At 39.2% G+C, this 16,710-nt stretch carries 16 protein-coding genes; 13 read left to right on the top strand and 3 right to left on the bottom strand.

From position 1 onward, the window contains the following. A partial coding sequence (gene icd, locus PSF31_RS16885) for an NADP-dependent isocitrate dehydrogenase (RefSeq protein WP_272537447.1) occupies positions 1-1,090 on the bottom strand: 1,090 nt, incomplete at its 3' end. A gap of 540 nt (positions 1,091-1,630) precedes the next feature. On the opposite strand from icd, the gene rluE reads away from it, so the two are divergent. The 10 genes from rluE to PSF31_RS16835 all read left to right on the top strand — a co-directional run bounded on the left by rluE (position 1,631) and on the right by PSF31_RS16835 (position 11,662). Next, positions 1,631-2,281 (top strand): 23S rRNA pseudouridine(2457) synthase RluE, encoded by a 651-nt coding sequence (rluE, locus tag PSF31_RS16880; RefSeq protein WP_141395901.1) that lies wholly within the window; start codon positions 1,631-1,633, stop codon positions 2,279-2,281. Further along, positions 2,274-2,723 carry an NUDIX hydrolase gene (locus PSF31_RS16875; RefSeq protein WP_096863871.1) on the top strand — a complete coding sequence of 150 codons (450 nt, stop codon included), beginning with the start codon at positions 2,274-2,276 and terminating at the stop codon, positions 2,721-2,723. Before rluE ends, PSF31_RS16875 begins: the two co-directional genes overlap by 8 nt. Before the next feature lie 139 nt (positions 2,724-2,862). Beyond that, positions 2,863-3,966, top strand: coding sequence for a tRNA 2-thiouridine(34) synthase MnmA (mnmA, locus tag PSF31_RS16870; RefSeq protein WP_096863921.1), 1,104 nt, complete (start codon positions 2,863-2,865; stop codon positions 3,964-3,966). A gap of 2 nt (positions 3,967-3,968) precedes the next feature. Further along, the gene (gene hflD / locus PSF31_RS16865; RefSeq protein WP_004253359.1) at positions 3,969-4,595 is read left to right on the top strand and encodes a high frequency lysogenization protein HflD; all 627 of its coding nucleotides are present in this window, start codon (positions 3,969-3,971) and stop codon (positions 4,593-4,595) included. Between the two features lie 17 nt (positions 4,596-4,612). Further along, positions 4,613-5,983, top strand: a complete 1,371-nt coding sequence (gene purB, locus PSF31_RS16860) for an adenylosuccinate lyase (protein WP_164455551.1) — start codon at positions 4,613-4,615, stop codon at positions 5,981-5,983. Positions 5,984-6,185: 202 nt separating this feature from the next. Beyond that, complete coding sequence (locus PSF31_RS16855) at positions 6,186-6,956, top strand: hypothetical protein (RefSeq protein ID WP_004253353.1); 771 nt, start codon at positions 6,186-6,188, stop codon at positions 6,954-6,956. 268 nt (positions 6,957-7,224) lie between these two features. After that, complete coding sequence (phoP, locus tag PSF31_RS16850; protein WP_004253350.1) at positions 7,225-7,899, top strand: two-component system response regulator PhoP; 675 nt, start codon at positions 7,225-7,227, stop codon at positions 7,897-7,899. A gap of 1 nt (position 7,900) precedes the next feature. Beyond that, entirely contained in the window at positions 7,901-9,358 is a 1,458-nt protein-coding gene (phoQ, locus tag PSF31_RS16845; protein ID WP_172412197.1) for a two-component system sensor histidine kinase PhoQ, read from the top strand. Positions 9,359-9,606: 248 nt separating this feature from the next. Further along, positions 9,607-10,731 carry a ribosomal protein uL16 3-hydroxylase gene (locus PSF31_RS16840; protein ID WP_004253337.1) on the top strand — a complete coding sequence of 375 codons (1,125 nt, stop codon included), beginning with the start codon at positions 9,607-9,609 and terminating at the stop codon, positions 10,729-10,731. Positions 10,732-11,062: 331 nt separating this feature from the next. Further along, positions 11,063-11,662 carry a LysE family translocator gene (locus tag PSF31_RS16835; RefSeq protein WP_004253335.1) on the top strand — a complete coding sequence of 200 codons (600 nt, stop codon included), beginning with the start codon at positions 11,063-11,065 and terminating at the stop codon, positions 11,660-11,662. Positions 11,663-11,829: 167 nt separating this feature from the next. On the opposite strand, the gene pepT is transcribed toward PSF31_RS16835, so the two are convergent. Then, positions 11,830-13,065 (bottom strand): peptidase T, encoded by a 1,236-nt coding sequence (gene pepT, locus PSF31_RS16830; protein ID WP_004253330.1) that lies wholly within the window; start codon positions 13,063-13,065, stop codon positions 11,830-11,832. 385 nt (positions 13,066-13,450) lie between these two features. Here pepT and PSF31_RS16825 point away from each other — a divergent pair, with 385 nt between their 5' ends. Beyond that, a complete protein-coding gene (locus PSF31_RS16825; protein ID WP_004253328.1) occupies positions 13,451-14,161 on the top strand; it encodes an SDR family oxidoreductase in 711 nt (236 codons plus the stop codon). A 51-nt stretch (positions 14,162-14,212) separates the two neighbouring features. On the opposite strand, the gene cobB is transcribed toward PSF31_RS16825, so the two are convergent. After that, positions 14,213-15,046, bottom strand: a complete 834-nt coding sequence (gene cobB / locus PSF31_RS16820) for a Sir2 family NAD+-dependent deacetylase (protein WP_036958103.1) — start codon at positions 15,044-15,046, stop codon at positions 14,213-14,215. A gap of 419 nt (positions 15,047-15,465) precedes the next feature. Between cobB and PSF31_RS16815 the strand changes: the two genes are divergently transcribed. Together PSF31_RS16815 and PSF31_RS16810 are read left to right on the top strand one after the other, a co-directional pair. Beyond that, complete coding sequence (locus PSF31_RS16815; protein ID WP_094960443.1) at positions 15,466-15,954, top strand: TIGR00645 family protein; 489 nt, start codon at positions 15,466-15,468, stop codon at positions 15,952-15,954. A gap of 139 nt (positions 15,955-16,093) precedes the next feature. Next, positions 16,094-16,639 (top strand): class IV adenylate cyclase, encoded by a 546-nt coding sequence (locus PSF31_RS16810; protein ID WP_272683214.1) that lies wholly within the window; start codon positions 16,094-16,096, stop codon positions 16,637-16,639. The last annotated feature ends 71 nt before the right edge of the window (positions 16,640-16,710 follow it).

Raw genomic sequence — 16,710 nt, 5'->3', positions numbered from 1 at the left:
TCATCTCAGCAGAAAGGATGATAGAGCCTGGGTTAACTTTGTCTTGGCCTGCATATTTAGGTGCAGTACCGTGCGTTGCTTCAAATAATGCGCATTCAGAACCAATATTCGCACCTGGTGCAATACCGATACCACCAACTTGTGCTGCTAATGCATCAGAAATGTAGTCACCATTTAGGTTCATACACGCGATAACATCATATTCAGCTGGGCGCAGCAGGATTTGTTGTAAGAAAGCATCTGCAATAACATCTTTAACAATGATATCTTTGCCTGTTTTAGGGTTTTTAATTTTAACCCATGGGCCGCCATCTAATAATTCACCGCCGAATTCCTCTTGTGCTAATTGGTATCCCCAATCTTTAAATGCACCTTCAGTGAATTTCATAATGTTACCTTTATGAACCAAAGTCACTGAATCACGGCCGTTATCAATAGCATATTCAATTGCTGCACGAACTAAACGCTTTGTGCCTTCTTCTGAACAAGGTTTAATACCAATACCACAGTCTTGTGGGAAACGGATTTTAGTCACACCCATTTCATCTTTCAGGAATTTAATAACTTTGTCTGCTTCTGCACTACCCGCTTTCCACTCAATACCCGCATAGATATCTTCAGAGTTTTCACGGAAAATAACCATATCCGTCAATTCAGGTTGTTTAACTGGGCTTGGCGTGCCTTTGTAGTAGCGAACAGGACGTAAACAGATATACAGGTCAAGTTGTTGACGTAGTGCAACGTTCAAGGAACGAATACCACCACCAACAGGAGTTGTTAAAGGACCTTTAATTGAAACACGGTAATCACGGATTAAATCGAGGGTTTCTTCTGGTAACCAAACATCTTTACCATAAATTTGTGTAGATTTTTCACCGGTGTAAACTTCCATCCAAGAAATTTTGCGCTCACCGTTGTAGGCTTTTTTAACTGCCGCATCAACCACTTTTAACATTGCTGGTGTAACATCGATACCAATGCCGTCACCTTCGATATAAGGGATAATTGGGTTGTTCGGAACGTTTAGTTTGCCTTTTGCATCAATGGTAATTTTAGCGCCTTCTGCCGGAACTACTACTTTGCTTTCCATTAACCTCTCCTTTCACTTGCGTATTTTGCTTGTTAATTTTTTGTAAGAGACGTGTCAATACTACTTCAATCTGCGTCGAACGCCAATGATTACTCATCTAAGCTTCAATGCCGATCGCATTTAACGTACTGTTTTATCTTGTAAGTTAATCAAATAACTATTTATAAACACTGTTAAATCAATAAATTAATTTAAGCATTCCATTATTAGAAATAAATCAAACCACGACGAAAAGTTGTCAACGACGCATTTGAGCGAATGACTTAACTTTTGTTAAAATAATTTCCTAACAACAAATAATACTAGCAAGTTAACTCAAATTAAAAACACGTTCCGCTCACACTATCGTCATCCAAACAAACTCATATGTACTTATTTTTAAATGAAAAATTGTTTTTATTGATTTAAATGTTTTTAAAGTTGTTAATTAAATATTACATCACCATGAAAAATACGTTCTAGGATCAAACCGCTAAATCTCCTACACTAGATGGAATAAATCGCCATAAATTAAAACCAATAAATTCTCATTGAATGACCATGAACAGACCGAACAAAAAATCAGTTCCGAAAAAAAATCGTTACTCGCCAACCTCTACTGCGTTAAAGCATAGAGCTAAGCGGATTTCGGTTAGTTCGCAAACACCAACTAAAATCATTTTATTTAACAAACCCTTTGATGTTTTACCTCAATTTACTGATGAACAAGGCCGCGATACATTAAAAAAATATATTCCAATCACCGATGTATACGCAGCAGGACGCCTTGATAGGGACAGTGAAGGTTTATTAATTTTAACTAATGATGGAAAACTACAGGCTCGTTTAACGCAACCACAGAAAAAAACAGGGAAAATATACTATGCTCAAGTAGAGGGTATTCCCAGCGAAGATGCATTGCTAAAATTTCGGCGAGGGTTAACATTAAATGATGGTCCAACGCTCCCCGCAGGGATCGAACTAGTTGATGAACCAGAATGGCTATGGCAAAGAAACCCGCCTATACGGGAACGTAAAAATATCCCGACCAGTTGGTTAAAAATCACCTTATATGAAGGACGTAATCGGCAAGTCCGTCGTATGACGGCAAATATAGGTTTTCCAACACTTAGGCTAATTCGCTATCAGATTGGTGAATTTAATTTGGGAAATCTTTCAGTTGGCGAATGGAAGGAGATAACTGTTGTTTAAACCTAATGTGACTGTAGCAACTGTTGTGCATGCTCAAGGCAAATTTTTAGTCGTGGAAGAGTTGATAAATGACAAACCCACTTGGAATCAACCCGCTGGGCACTTAGAAGCTGGTGAGACGATTTTGCAAGCCGCCGAACGTGAATTACTAGAAGAAACTGGAATCAAAGCCACACCAACACAATTAATTAAAATTCACCAATGGATTGCCCCAGATAAAACCCAGTTTATCCGCTTTTTGTTCGCCGTAGAACTTGAATCCATTTGTGAAACACAGCCACAAGACAGTGATATTAGCGAATGCCACTGGCTGACCGCCCAAGAAATTTTAGATAGCAACTGCCTGCGTTCACCATTAGTGGCTGAAAGTTTACGCTGTTTTCTCACAGGAAAACATTATCCTCTCGACATCTTAACAGCTTACGGCGATCATTATCGCTAAGCACTAAACTTCTGCTTGGTGAAGATTTCACCAAGCAATAATATTCCCCTCTAACTCTGGTGTAATGCGGGAACAACATGCTAAAGTATGGGGCTTGATTTTTCCGCAGTGAGATATTTCCATGTCAAATAATAGTACCATGTCAGATAACAGCCAAAAAAAAGTCATCGTCGGTATGTCCGGTGGTGTTGACTCCTCTGTATCCGCTTACTTGCTACAGCAACAAGGGTATCAGGTTGCTGGTCTGTTTATGAAGAATTGGGAAGAAGATGACGACACAGAATATTGCTCAGCTGCGGCTGACCTTGCCGATGCGCAAGCCGTGTGTGACAAACTGGGTATTGAACTTCATACCATTAATTTCGCTGCTGAATATTGGGACAATGTCTTCGAACATTTTTTAACTGAATATAAAGCTGGTCGCACACCGAACCCAGATATTCTGTGCAACAAAGAAATCAAATTTAAAGCTTTCTTAGAATTTGCTGCTGAAGATTTAGGCGCAGATTACATTGCCACTGGTCATTATGTGCGTCGCCGTGATATCGATGGTAAAAGCCAATTATTACGTGGCTTAGATGGCAACAAAGACCAAAGTTATTTTTTATATACCCTGAGTCACGAGCAAGTCGCTAAAAGCCTTTTTCCAGTTGGTGAGCTCGAAAAACCTGAAGTACGCCGTATTGCCGAAGAAATTGGCTTAGTTACTGCGAAAAAAAAGGACTCTACAGGGATTTGTTTCATTGGTGAGCGTAAGTTTCGCGACTTTTTAGGCCGCTACTTACCTGCTCAACCCGGCCCTATCGTCACTGTCGATGGCGAAACAATTGGTCAACATGAAGGTTTGATGTACCACACCTTAGGTCAGCGTAAAGGTTTAGGTATCGGTGGTACAAAAGAGGGCTCTGAAGAACCTTGGTATGTTGTCGATAAAGACGTTGAAAATAATATTCTTATCGTTGCTCAAGGCCATGAACACCCTAGGTTAATGTCTGTTGGGTTAATTACTCAGCAATTACATTGGGTTGACCGTAAAACAATGACTGAACCACTACGTTGTGTAGTAAAAACACGTTATCGTCAAGCGGATATCCCTTGTACGATAACCCCATTAAGTGATGATCGCATTGAAGTTGCATTTGACTACCCAGTCGCGGCTGTCACTCCAGGTCAATCCGCCGTATTTTATATCGATGAAGTCTGTCTCGGTGGCGGTATTATTGAAGCCCGTATTCAGGAGTAAATGTGGCAAAAAACTATTACGACATTACGCTTGCTTTAGCGGGTATCTGCCAAGCAAGCGCGATGGTTCAAAAACTCGCACATGAAGGTGTTTGTCTCGAGAAAGACACTGAAACCATGGTCAATTGCCTCACCAATATGAATCCAAAATCGACTTTGGATGTATTTGGTAATGATGCCGAAAATTTAAAGACCGGTCTCAATGCCATGTTAGGCATGTTAACAGGCGGCAACAGTGGTTTATCCGCTGAAATGACACGTTATATGTTAAGTATTATGGTACTTGAGCGCCGTCTTAATAAAAATCAAGAAGCGATGAACCAACTTGGTCAACGTATTGAGCAATTTGAGCGCCAAGCTGACTATTTTGAACCGCTCTCTGAAGGTGTGTTTAACGCACTTGCGGGTATTTACGTCGACGTGGTCAGCCCTGCTGGGCCTCGAATTCAAGTCACTGGTTCCCCAGACATTCTCAAAAATACACTCGTTCAAGCAAAAGTTAGAGCCACTTTGCTCGCAGGTATTCGCTGCGCAGTGCTTTGGCAACAAGTTGGTGGAAGTCGTATCCAACTCATGTTCTCTCGCAATCGTCTGGCTAATCAGGCGAAAGATATTTTGTCTCACCTTTAAATCTGGAGTTGCTACCAATGGAATTATCCTCACTGACCGCTGTATCCCCGATTGACGGCCGTTACGGTGATAAAGTCAGCGCTTTACGCACTATTTTTAGTGAGTTTGGTTTACTGAAATTTCGCGTACAAGTTGAAGTTCGCTGGCTACAAAAACTGGCTGCAACCGCTCAAATCAAAGAAGTTCCTTCATTTGACGCTGACGCAATCGCTTACTTAGATGAAATTGTCGCGAACTTCTGTGAAAAAGACGCAATGCGTATCAAAGAAATTGAACGCACAACCAACCATGATGTGAAAGCTGTAGAATATTTCCTAAAAGAAAAAGTAGTCAACATCCCTGCTCTTCATGCAGTTTCTGAATTTATCCACTTCGCTTGTACTTCAGAAGATATTAATAACCTTTCGCACGCATTAATGCTGAAAACTGCTCGCGAAGAAGTATTACTGCCACAATGGCGTCAAATTATTGATAAAATCAAAACAATGGCTCATGAGTACCGCAATTTGCCGTTGCTATCGCGTACTCACGGCCAACCTGCAACGCCTTCCACCATTGGTAAAGAGTTTGCCAACGTTGCTTATCGTTTGGAACGCCAATTCCGTCAGCTGCAACAAGTTGAAATTTTAGGTAAAATCAATGGCGCAGTTGGTAACTATAATGCCCACATGGTCGCTTACCCTGAAGTTAACTGGCACGAATTTAGCGAAACCTTCGTTACGTCTTTGGGCATCCAATGGAACCCATTCACCACGCAAATTGAACCTCATGATTATATTGCTGAGTTATTTGATTGTGTCGCTCGTTTTAACACTATCGTGTTAGATTTCGACCGTGATATTTGGGGCTACATCGCATTAAATCACTTCAAACAAAAAACAATCGCTGGTGAAATTGGCTCTTCTACCATGCCACACAAAGTGAACCCGATTGATTTTGAAAACTCTGAAGGTAACTTAGGGTTAGCAAATGCCGTCTTAGGTCATTTAGCGAGCAAGCTCCCTGTTTCTCGCTGGCAGCGTGACTTAACGGACTCGACTGTATTACGTAATCTCGGTGTCGGCCTAGGTTATGCATTGATTGCTTATCAATCAACCATGAAAGGCTTAAACAAATTAGAAGTTAATGAACAGCATTTACTGGATGAATTAGACCAAAACTGGGAAGTATTAGCTGAGCCTATTCAAACTGTAATGCGCCGCTATGGTATTGAAAAACCATATGAAAAACTCAAAGAATTGACCCGTGGCAAACGCGTTACCGCTGAAGGGATGAAACAATTTATTGATGGTTTAGATTTGCCAGAACACGAAAAATCGCGGTTAAAAGAAATGACGCCGGCTAACTATATCGGTTACGCTGTCACTTTTATTGATGAACTAAAATAGTCTCAATATTTTCAAAATGGGCGGCTTCTAAGTCGCCCTTTTTACTTAATCTTTTCGATTTTTTCTCGTATTAGTGATACTAATATCACACCGCTAAATCAGTTCTTACTTTAACATATCGTTCTATTATTAATTGGTTAGTTGCACTATCCGAACTATTTATTACCTATATATGTATTATAAACTAAGGCGGCTATAGATAATGGAACTATTCGTTTTCAAAGTCGTTATCACGCCACTTTTATTACTAACAGCAAGCCTTGCTGCTCGCCGATGGGGTGAATCCATTGGCGGCCTTATTGTCGGCTTACCGTTGACCTCTGGCCCTATCTCTTTTTTCCTTGCTCTCGAATATGGCACAGAATTTGCCACGCAAGCAACTTTAGGCTCATTATCAGCAACGGCTGCGCAGGCTTGTTTTGCGGTCGTGTTTTATTTTTTAGTTGCATATGGCTGTTGCAAAGCTCTCATTATAGCGACACTCACATTTAGTGTGACCGCTTATATTTTACAAGTCAGTCAGCTTTCTCAATCAATGTTATTCATCATTGATATCCTAATTATGATGATAGCAATGATTTTTATACCTAATGTACCCGTGAATTTTAAAAAACTATCTCCTCCCAGATGGGATTTGCCAGCGAGAATGTTATTAATTGCCGTGCTGGTGGTGGGGGTGACTTTAATTGCGCCATTTATTGGTGCAGGAGCAAGTGGTGTTTTAGCCTCATATCCTTTTATGGCGTCAATATTAGCTGTATTTTCATATATTATGATAAACGCGCAAGCAGCTCAGCGAGTTATGAGAGGACTCGTCGCGGGGCTATTCAGCTTTGCGGTTTTCTTCTATAGTTTAAGCCTCGTGTTACCTAAATTTAATTTGTTCGCTGCCTATACCATAGCAATTATCTGCGCATTAATTGTTCAATTCATCTCTTTACGTTATATTCAACGTGTTCCTAAAAAGAATTAATGTATTGATTATTAAGAATTCTAAATTTTATTTGCAGACAAAAATATAACTAGGTCATATTCATTTTTTTATCAACTATATTTCTTCACATATTTACACAATCAACACCTCATATCTGCGCCTTAGTGAAAATAAACTATTTTTCCGGTTCGTTTGATTTATATTTACTTAATCTCTTGTCGTTATTCAGAACTCTTTTTACCATAGCGTTACTAGTGCTACTATTTGAATCAGTTGTAGCTATCTCTTTTCAATGTGAGGGTTTCCGATGCGTATTCTTATTGTCGAAGACAATGCGTTACTTCGCCACCATTTAACCGTACAGCTTAAAGATCTGGGTCATCAGGTTGACTCGGCTGAAGACGCAAAAGAAGCTGACTATTTTTTACACGAAAGTTGTCCAGATATCGCGGTTGTCGATTTGGGCTTACCTGATGAAGACGGGCTTTCCATGATAAAACGCTGGCGTGGCGAGCACGTCAATATTCCACTTTTAGTATTGACAGCTCGGGAGAGTTGGCAAGAAAAAGTACAAGCGCTAAACAGTGGTGCAGATGACTACGTGACGAAACCTTTCCAGCTAGAAGAGCTGGTCGCCCGTATGCAAGCTTTAATGCGCAGAAATAGCGGTCTTGCTTCACAAGTTCTCGAATTAGGTAATTTCGTTATTGACCTCTCACGTAAAGAATTTACAGTTAATGGTGAAACCGTCAAATTAACGGCTTTTGAATACACCATTATTGAAACACTGCTCCGCAATAATGGAAAAGTGGTTAGCAAAGACTCGTTAATGCGCCAGCTTTATCCAGATGCCGAACTTAGAGAAAGTCATACTATCGATGTTTTAATGGGCCGATTACGCAAAAAAATTCAACAATTCCATAGTGATGATGTAATTGTTACTGTACGCGGTCAAGGCTATCGTTTTGATGTGAATGGCTAATATGTGGCTAAGTAAATTTAAGTTCAAACCCCTTTCGCTACGAGCACGTTTTCTTTGTGCAACATCAGCGGTAATCTTAGCGCTCACTTTATCCTATGGTATTGTTGCGATTTTGGGGTATTTAATTAGTTTTGATAAAACGACTTACACCTTATTACGTAGCCAAAGTAACTTAATTTATAGCCTAGCCCAATGGCAAAATAATAAAATTGACATCCGAGTCCCACCAAATTTTACTTTGAATAACCCAACTTTGGTTATTATTTATGATGAACAAGGGCTTGTGCTATGGCGCCAACGTGATGTGCCTAGCGTTGAACGGCTGATCCGTAATGATTGGCTAAAAAAAGAGGGCTTATATGAAATTGATACGGATATTCGTGAAACCCGCCAACTCCTAGACGATAACCCCGAATTCAATACAAAGTTAGATGACATGGATAACGATGACGAACCGCTGACTCATTCCGTGTCCGTCAACCAATATGCAGCAAGTGAAAACCTGCCCCCGCTCACCATCGTCGTTGTAGATACTCTACCACAAGACTTACAAAATACCGGGTTAGTTTGGGAGTGGTTTGGTTATGTTTTGCTGGCTAATTTAATCTTAGTCATCCCGTTATTATGGCTAGCTGCTTATTGGAGTCTACGGCCAATTAAATCATTAGTATCACAACTCAGTAGCCTAGAAAAAGGTGAACGGGATACACTGGATGAGAACCCACCGTATGAGCTTCGCGGCCTAGTACGCAACCTTAATATTTTGTTAACGAATGAACGAAAACGCTACAGTAAATATCGCACCACACTTTCTGATTTAACACACAGTTTAAAGACACCTTTAGCTGTTTTACAATCAACATTGCGGCTACTTCGTTCAGGCAAACAAATGAACATTGAACAAGCTGAGCCTATCATGCTTGAACAAATTGGCCGTATTTCTCAACAGGTGGGTTATTATTTACACCGCGCATCAACGCAAGGTGATGAAAACATGATGCTACGTGAAATTTCATCTGTCCCATCAATACTAGATAGCCTTGCAAGTGCCCTACATAAAGTTTATCAGCACAAAGGGGTTTCTATAACGGTTAATGTTTCTCCTGAAACAACATGGCTGGGTCAACCCAATGACTTTATGGAAGTGATGGGTAATATCATGGAAAATGCGTGTAAGTATTGCCTTGAATTTGTTGAAGTTAGTGCTGTTGTAGGTGCTGATAGCTTAACATTAGTTGTCGATGATGACGGCCCAGGGGTGCCTGAAAGCAAACGTAGTTTGATCTTCGTTCGAGGGCAACGCGCAGACACCCTTCGCCCAGGTCAAGGTTTAGGCTTATCTATTGCAGTGGATATTATCGACCAATATGACGGGGAAATCATAATTAGTGACAGCCCTCTTGGCGGAGCGCGTTTATCCGTCACATTTAGGCAGCAATCTATGATTGAAGATAGTTAATCTGTGATATGTGTCCGTTTACCCCCTATTTTACAAACCATTTCCGGTATACTATTTGTGAAGTGTTTTATGAAAAGTAATTTAGGGTAACTGATTGGTTTACTCTCAAGATAAACCTTTACTATATGTTTTTCATAAAGTTTATTTAACATCATACCATTACACATATAGGTCATTTTGTAGTATTGAGACCGGGTATATTGCAATAAACTGATTAGCTATATTTAGCAGCTCCAAGGGACAATAAGATGGATTACAAACTAAATCTCGACTGGCAAAGTTTCCTCGACAGTCACTGGCAGAAGCGCCCACTGCTTATCAAAAAAGGGTTTGCAAATTTTATTGACCCTATCTCGCCTGACGAACTTGCAGGTTTGGCGATGGAAGATGAGGTTGATAGCCGTTTAGTTAGCCATAAAGAAGGGATTTGGCAAGTTGGCCATGGCCCATTTGAAAGTTATGACCATCTCGGTGAAGAAAATTGGTCTATTTTAGTTCAGGCTGTTGACCATTGGCATCACCCAAGCTCTGCGTTGATGAAACCATTCCGTGTACTTTCAGACTGGCGAATGGACGATTTAATGATCTCCTACTCGGTCCCCGGCGGTGGTGTAGGTCCTCACCTCGACCAATACGATGTATTTATTATTCAAGGTGAAGGCCGCCGTCGTTGGCGCGTGGGCGAAAAAATCCCAATGAAACAACATTGCCCGCACCCTGACTTACTGCAAGTACAACCTTTCGATGCCATCATCGACGAAGAAATGGAACCCGGCGATATTTTGTACATTCCACCAGGGTTCCCACATGAAGGCTACGCCATTGAACCTTCATTAAATTACTCGGTTGGCTTTCGTGCACCAAATACTCGTGAATTAATCAGTAGCTTTGCCGATCACTTAATTTCTAACGATTTAGGCAGCTACCGCTATAGTGACCCTGATTTATCATTCCGTGATAACCCCGCGGAGATCTTGCAAGGTGAACAAATTAAGCTGCGTGAGATGATGGAATCACTCATTAATGACCCTGAGCTCTTTCGCAAATGGTTAGGTGAGTTTATCTCCCAATCACGCCACGAGTTAGACATTGCGCCACCTGAACCGCCTTATGAGCAAGAAGAAATCTATGATTTGCTAAAAACTCAGCAAGAAACCTTATACAAATTAAATGGTCTCAGAGCATTACGCGTTGGCGACCAATTTTTTGTTAATGGTGAATGCTTGGAAACTGAGTGTTATGAGGCCGCTGATAGTTTATGCCGCTATGATGCCGTTAATAGCGAAAATTTAGCTGATGCCATTGATGATGTTAATTTCATCGCACTGCTTACTGCGCTCGTTAATAATGGTTATTGGTATTTTGATGATTAATCGGTACTGATAATATTAAATTTATATTTGTGAAAAAGGCCCATTCATTATGGGTCTTTTATTAAAAATAATATTATTAGTATGATATGGCAGCACCCTCCTGACCATCAATTGAAAACCGCTGACTACAATTAACACATCATTATTAATAACTAAATTATTTATTTTAATATATATTATATCCCGCTAGCACCTACTCGCAATATGTCCCCTTCTTGCCCGTAAGCACGCAAAGATAAAGCACATTATTTGATTCAATTTTAAACTGTTTTGACTTCACCGTCGCCAGTCACGCACAGCGTTAATTGTCCCTTTTAAAGATGATAACAACATGAACATAGAAACTCTTTTGGCTTTATCATTGTTTTCCTTTGTGACATCCATAACTCCAGGCCCAAATAATATTATGTTACTTGCTTCAGGTATTAATTTTGGATTTAGAAAAACATTACCTCATTCATTTGGAGTATCAATTGGTTTTCTTATTATGTTAGTGGCAGTAGGGCTAGGGGTGGGCGCATTGATTCAATCATCCCCTATGGTTTATTCGATATTAAAATATTTTGGAATTATTTATTTGTTCTGGCTTGCATGGAAAACCACTATTAGCCATTCAATTGCACAGACAAATAACCAAGAAATTAAACCACTAACTTTCTTAGAAGCGGCGTTATTTCAATGGATAAATCCTAAAGCCTGGATGATGGCAGTCTCTGGAATGGCGATGTATACCAATACAATTTCACCTTATTTATCAATGTTGCAAGTCGCTGTCATATTTGCAGCCATCAATTGGCCATGTGTTGCTATCTGGGCTATGTTTGGTAGTAAATTAAGAGAAAGGCTAAAACAACCTAAGACATTAAAGCGGTTTAATTTAGTCATGGGAGTTTTACTGGCACTTAGTGGTATTTCTGTATTATTTCAATAACAACAGTAAGAGTGCTGACAAACATATTATGTTTAGCGGCAAGTCGAATAGGTTTTGAAAATAAATTAGGAAAATCAATTTATTGATTTTCGGCTGATAACACAAAGTGGGAAAAACCACGCTTTTATCCCACTTTGTCAACAACCTCTCTTACTTCTCATAAAATATCACGATTGCCGTGCGTGAATGGCCGTTAGCTCCGCAATACGCATAATCACACTAACAGCCTGCTCCATACCTTCTTGTGTTATAAACTCATGTTTACTATGGAAATTATAACCACCTGTGAAAATATTTGGACATGGTAAACCGCGATGTGAAAGCTGTGCACCGTCGGTACCACCACGGACAGGTTGAATAACTGGTTCAATGCCACAATCAAGCATTGCTTGTTTCGCTAATTCAATAACATGTGGGTACTTCATGACCTCTTTATGCATGTTATAATAGGTATCATCAAGTGTCAGTTCGATATAACAGCTTGGGTGCAGCCCTTCGCCAACTTTTTCAGCAATTCGAATTATATTTTTCTTCCTAGCTTCAAAGCCTGCTAAGTCAAAATCACGAATAATATAATTCAACTCGGCCTTTTCAACTGTACCTTTTAACGATGTTAAATGATAAAACCCTTCATACCCTTCTGTATTTTCAGGTGTTTCATCAGGTGGTAACATCGAATGAATACGGTTCGCTAGCCCTAATGCATTCACCATTACGCCTTTAGCTGTACCGGGATGAGTGTTATTGCCAACAATTTTAATGGAAACATTAGCCGCATTAAAATTTTCATACTCTAATTCACCAACTCCACCACCATCGACGGTATAGGCCCACAATGCATCAAATTGTTTAAAATCGATATGGCGAGCCCCGCGTCCTATCTCTTCATCAGGGGTAAATGCAAGACAGATTTTACCATGAGGAATATTTTTTTCCTTTAAACGTACGAGGGCTGTGATTATTTCTGCAATACCCGCTTTATCATCGGCACCCAATAAAGTTTTACCATCTGTCATGATCAGCGTTTTACCAATCATTTCATGGAGTACCGGAAACATCACAGGGGATAGCACTTCATCACCAATACCTAACGCAATATCCCCTCCTCGATAATTTTCGAGGACTTGTGGACTCACATTTTTACCTGAAAAATCAGGCGCTGTGTCTAAATGTGAAATAAAACCAATAGTAGGAACATCCCAATCAACGTTTGACGGTAAATAAGCCATCACGCAACCTTGATCGCTTAGCGTTATTTTTTCAAAACCTAACTCATTCAGTTCATTAACTAATGCACGAGCGAACTTTAACTGTCCTGCACTGCTGGGTACTGTTTTTGCGTTTAGCTTTGATTGTGTATCGAAAGCGGTATATTCAAAAAACCGCTCTAAGAGTTTGTCCATACCCTTCCCCCTAAAATATCAATGCCTATATTATGGGAAAGATCACAGATTCAATTATTGTCTCAAATCAGCTTTCCTGTTAATGCTCACTATTTTTTATGATAAATCTTTAAAGAAATTTATTTTTTAGCCTATCTTTAACAGGTTGGCTATTACTGCAGCAATCAATACCTATAATAAATAAGGGTAATAATCAAATTGTATTAATTATTCGATTATTATTTATTTGTTACCTAAAAGCACACCATTTGGTTAAATATCATTCATCCACTACACTAATCATCAATCATTAAATTGAAATAGTATGCTATATATGAAGCCTTATTATTTTATTTACTAGCTAATAATAAACAAAACAAAATTTTACTCGTTTATAGGAAAATTCATGTCAAAAACATGTTTAATTTATGGTGTTAGCAAAGGATTAGGTAAGGCATTAGTCGAAGGATTCCCTGAAAATACAGACCATATTTACGGTGTTTCTCGCTCAAAACCTCCTTTTGAGCAAACTAATTTTACGTGGATCCCTGCTGATTTAAATGACATTAATAGCGCGAATTCCATTAAGTCTGTTATTCAGAGTCAACCTATTCATACCTTAATTTATAATGTGGGTATATGGGAGAAACTCGCTTTTAGTGAAGAGTACCAATTTGAATCGACTGATGACATAGAGCTGCTGAATATGGTTCAGACTAATATCAGCGCCTGTTTATTGAACTTAAAAGCACTGTTACCCAATTTGCGTTTAGCGAAAAATAGCAAGATTATATTGATTGGTTCCACATGGGGTTTAGATAATCATAATGGCAAGGAAGTCACCTTTTCTGCTACCAAATATGCCATCAGGGGAATAGCTCAATCGTTAAGAGAAACATTACGGGAAGATAAAATAGCAATATCGGTTATAAATTTAGGTTATTTAGCGACTGAGTATCCACTCACTACCCCCGTTGACGAAGTCATTGAAAAAAGTCATGGGCAATTGATCCCATTACAAGACGTTGTCAATGCCGTGCGTTTTATCGCCAATACGAGCAATGCAACCTGCGTCAAAGAGATTACGATGCCAGCCATGATGGATACAAACGTCTAACCTATAAGAGGAAACAATACGTTTCCCCTTATAATGTTATGTATTGAAAGCTTATTGCGCGGTATTTTTAACCTGTAACTCAGTAATAAGCTTATTGATATATTCAACAACGACTTTGCTGGCTAAACCATAGTGTTTTTCATCGAACTCACTTTCCACTTGGCTAGGCTCTAAATTCAGTTCGACCGTATGTGCCCCATGTAATTTAGCTTCATGAACAAAGCCTGCAGCAGGGTACACATGGCCAGAGGTTCCAATAGAGATAAAAATGGTCGCAGATTCAAGGGATTGATAAATATAATCCATTCCAATTGGCATTTCACCAAACCAAACAATATGGGGCCTCAGTGGCTGAGGGAATTGGCAACAATGACAGCGGTCATCGACCGATAAATCCCCTTTCCACTCCAATACTTGATTTGACCAATTACAGCGAACTTTTAATAGTTCACCATGCATATGGATAACCCGCTGGCTTCCCGCTCTTTCATGTAAATTGTCTATATTTTGTGTAATTAACAAAAAGCGGTCACCAAAAATTTCTTCAAGCTGTGCAAGTGCATAGTGAGCAGCATTAGGTTTAATATTTTCTTGCTGTAACTGCCGACGTCGCTCATTATAAAAACGTTGTACTAATTTAGGGTTACGTTCGAAACCTTCAGGAGTTGCCACATCTTCAACGCGATGCTCTTCCCATAAACCATCCGCAGAACGGAATGTTTGGATCCCAGATTCGGCTGAAATACCTGCTCCTGTTAAAACGACAATATTGACATTTTTCATATTACCCAATCTATTATCTATATAAAAAGACCGGTTACGAAGTCGCTGGCGGCGTATACATTTATTCTTACGAGCTTTTTTCAACCTATAACGAAATCGCAACATCAAAGCTTCCTTTCATCCATATAACCAATAAACTTATATCATGTTAAATATTAATTGTTTTTATCATGTCATTACGACACAAACTTATAAACGCTGATTGTTTGGAATTTTTAAAATAATCAAGCTCCAAGTATATACTTTATTGGCATACTAACTATTTCCTTACCACAACTGATGACATTATCTAAATGTTAACATACTAAAACGCATCATCTCGCTGAATGCAAATAAAAATATCGAAGGTATCGATTTTGTCACTTTTTATTCATAAAAATGACACTAATATTTCATAAATTCGCCATAAAACGTTCGTAACTGTAAAACAATAAAAAAACCTTTCTCGTTCACTCCCCGTGCAGTTAAAATACGCCTCGCAGATTTTACTGTGTTGCTAATTCACCACTAAAAGGGGTTTCATGGAAAAGTTTTTTGAAAGAGCGATGTATGCTTCACGTTGGATTTTAGCGCCTATTTATTTTGGGCTTTCACTGACACTATTGGCTTTAACCATTAAGTTCTTTCAAGAGCTATACCATATTTTGCCAAATATCCTTTCAATTCCTGAAGCAGACTTAATTTTGACGCTATTATCATTGATTGATATGGCATTAGTCGGTGGGTTATTGGTGATGGTGATGTTTTCAGGTTATGAGAACTTTGTCTCCCAAATGGATATCCCTGACAGCAGTGAAAAACTAGGCTGGCTAGGTAAAATGGATGCTTCATCATTAAAAAATAAAGTTGCAGCTTCCATTGTTGCTATTTCCTCCATTCACCTATTAAAAATCTTCATGGACTTGAAAAGTGTCTCAAATGACAAGTTGATGTGGTATGTCGTTATCCATTTAACCTTTGTATTATCTGCATTCGTTATGGGTTATCTAGATAAAATGACAAAAAAATAACCAGTAGAATGTATGCTAAAAGTGCCTAATTTAAACACCTAGGCACTTACTTATTCGCTAACCTCATCTTTATCTCCCTCGTCTATTTTCGCTTTGTGTTACCATCATTATCCTGAAGGTTAGTACCAAGGAACTTTACATGAGCCAACATTTTGTCGGTAAATATGAAGCTGAAATTAAATTTCATTTACCGGACCCCGACACTTTTCTGCATAAAATAAAGGCCGACTTAGCTGAACCCTTTACGGAAAATAATACAGAAACAGATTGTTTCTATGAAAACCCGCATCTACCACTAGCTGACAATGGCGTCAGTATGTGTGTACGTGAAATGGTGCCATCAGGCATAAAATTATGGATAGTTAAAGGGCCTGGAGCTTCTGAATGCAAAGCCATTAATATTGATGACTGCCGCCATGTACAAAACATGTTAACGACACTGGGATATCATTGCTACTTAACCACAACTAAAATAAGAAGCATTTATTTCCTGAATGACATCCACATTACAATTGACCACCTTAGTGGGATCGGCTGGTTTGCTGAATTTGCCATTATGACAGATGAGCAGGATTTACTTGAAGCTCTATATCAAAAATTGATGGCGACCGCCAAGCAATATGGATTAACAGAAGAAATGGTGGAAACTCGTAGTTATAAGCAGATGTTTTTAGCTGCGCAGTAATCATAAGAAGAACCAATAAGTTTTTAGAATCGTCTCCTAAAAACCATTGGCTCTCTAACCCTATAACCCTA

Source organism: Providencia sp. PROV156 (assembly GCF_028480905.1).
In the GTDB taxonomy this organism is placed as follows: Bacteria; Pseudomonadota; Gammaproteobacteria; order Enterobacterales; family Enterobacteriaceae; genus Providencia; species Providencia hangzhouensis.
The sequence above is the reverse complement of the archived record's forward strand: the minus strand, read 5'-3'. Positions and strand labels throughout refer to the sequence as shown.